Here is a 2,534-nt window from a genome sequence, read left to right as displayed (position 1 = left end):
TCGCTCTCGCGTTGCTCACCTCCCCGGGTGAGCTGGGTGCTGACATCGCGGTTGGCACCAGCCAGCGACTCGGAGTTCCGATGGGCTTCGGCGGACCGCACGCCGGGTACATGGCCGTGCGCAAGGGGCTCGAGCGCCAGCTGCCCGGGCGCCTCGTCGGTGTCAGCCAGGATGCCGCGGGGCACCCCGCGTACCGGCTCACGCTGCAGACGCGTGAGCAGCACATCCGCCGCGAGAAGGCCACCTCGAACATCTGCACCGCACAGGTGCTGCTCGCCGTCATGGCGTCGATGTACACCGTGTATCACGGCCCCCATGGCATCCGGAGGATCGCCGCGGAAACCGCCGCCCGCGCCGACGCCCTGGCCACCGTTCTCACCGGTTACGGCCTGACGCTGGAGAGTGACACCTTCTTCGACACGCTCCGGGTGCACGTGGCGGGGGCGGCGTCGACGATCGTCGAGCGCGCGCGTGAACTGGGGATCAACCTGCACCTCGTCGATGACGCGACCGTCGGGATCTCGGTGGACGAGACCACAACCGCCGATGAGCTCCGCGCTGTCGTCGCGGCGTTCGGTTTCTCCGCCGAGGGATCCTTCGCGGAAACGGGCGACGCAGGTTCCACCCGGATACCGGAGGACCTGGTGCGGACGAGCGAGTACCTCACCCACCCGGTGTTCAACACACACCACTCCGAGACCGCCATGATGCGCTACCTCAAGCAGCTGGCCGATCGGGACTACGCGCTCGACCGGGGCATGATCCCGCTGGGCTCGTGCACGATGAAGCTCAACGCGGCAACCGAGATGGAAGCCATCACGTGGCCGGAGTTCGCGTCGCTACATCCGTACGCTCCCGAAGCGGACGTCCTTGGCTACCTCGGCCTGATCGAACAGCTCGAGACCTGGCTCGCCGAGGTCACCGGGTACGACTCCGTCTCCCTGCAGCCGAACGCCGGCAGTCAGGGGGAACTTGCCGGGCTGCTCGCCATCCGTGGCTACCACCGCGCGAACGGCGATGCGGACCGCACCGTCTGCCTGATTCCGTCCAGCGCACACGGCACAAACGCGGCATCCGCTGTTCTCGCCGGCATGAAAGTCGTCGTCGTCGCCTGTGACGAGAACGGCAACGTGGATCTCGATGACCTCAGGGCGAAGGTCGCGCAGCACGCCGAGTCGCTCGCCGCTCTCATGATCACCTACCCGTCGACGCACGGCGTCTACGAGCACGAGGTCACGGCGATCACCCAGGCCGTGCACGATGCGGGCGGCCAGGTCTACGTCGACGGCGCCAACCTCAATGCGCTGCTCGGCTACGCCCGGTTCGGCGACTTCGGCGGCGACGTCTCACACCTCAACCTGCACAAGACGTTCTGCATCCCGCACGGTGGAGGCGGGCCCGGTGTCGGTCCCGTCGCGGCGAAGGCGCACCTCGCTCCGTTCCTTCCCGGGCATCCGATGACGCAGCGCGACGACCACGGGTCGTACACGCACACCGGCGGACCGGTGTCGGCGGCGCCATACGGCAGCCCCAGCATCCTCCCGATCTCGTGGGCTTACGTGCGCATGATGGGCGCGGAGGGTCTGAAGCAGGCCACGGGTGCGGCCGTGCTCGCGGCGAACTACATCGCTGTGCGGCTGCGGGAGCACTTCCCGGTGCTTTACACCGGCGACAACGGGCTCGTCGCCCACGAGTGCATCCTCGACCTGCGTCCGCTTCGGGAAGCCACCGGAGTGACCGTCGACGACGTGGCCAAGCGCCTCATCGACTACGGCTTCCACGCACCGACCATGTCGTTCCCGGTCGCGGGGACGCTCATGGTCGAACCGACCGAGAGCGAAGACCTCGCAGAGATCGACCGGTTCATCGACGCGATGATCGCGATCAAGGCCGAAGCGGATGCCGTCGGCGCCGGCGCGTGGCCCGCGAACGACAACCCGCTGGTGCACGCACCACACACCGCCCAATCGGTGATCGAAGGGGAGTGGGATCACGCCTATACCCGAGAGCAGGCGGTGTACCCGGTCAAGTCACTGGTGCGGACCAAGTATTGGCCGCCGGTGCGCAGAGTCGACAACGCATATGGGGACCGGAACCTCGTGTGTGCCTGCCCGCCGCCTGAAGCTTTCGAGTAGGCAAGTAGCGGGCGCTGGAGCATTGTGCTCCTCAGCTCGAACAGTGAGGGGGTCGACGGCCCTCCGGACCATCGACCCCCTAAAACTCGACACCCCGCAAAACGCTCCAGCGCCCTGCGGGGTGTTGGGATTTCGGCGTTGTTAGCGAGACCCGAACGTGCGTGCCCAGGCGAAGAAGTCCGCTGTGGTTCTCGTCGACGGCGTGCTGGCGACCGGCGCGGGGGCCGGTGTCGTCGCCGGGGCGCTTGACACAGGCGCAGAGGAAACCGAACCTGCGGGGTTGGTGGCGAAGTTCTGCGTGAAGTACAGGCGCCCGGAACTGTCTGCAGCGACCCCGATGCCCAGTGTGTTGGCTGAGGCCTGCGTGATGTTGCGGTAGTGCCCGGGTGACGCCTTCCA

At 67.4% G+C, this 2,534-nt stretch carries 2 protein-coding genes; one reads left to right on the top strand and one right to left on the bottom strand.

The genetic code is table 11. The annotated features are described in order from the left end of the window. On the top strand, positions 1-2,135 hold a 2,135-nt coding region (gcvP, locus tag JWP90_RS01475), incomplete at its 5' end, for an aminomethyl-transferring glycine dehydrogenase (RefSeq protein ID WP_297358849.1). A 141-nt stretch (positions 2,136-2,276) separates the two neighbouring features. Here the strand turns inward: gcvP and JWP90_RS01470 are convergent. Beyond that, positions 2,277-2,534, bottom strand: a 258-nt coding sequence (locus JWP90_RS01470; RefSeq protein WP_297358847.1) for a CAP domain-containing protein, incomplete at its 5' end; no start/stop codon positions are given.

The sequence above is a fragment of the Mycetocola sp. genome, assembly GCF_025464835.1.
Lineage (GTDB): Bacteria > Actinomycetota > Actinomycetes > Actinomycetales > Microbacteriaceae > Mycetocola_A.
This window is presented reverse-complemented; position numbering and strand designations above follow the sequence as displayed.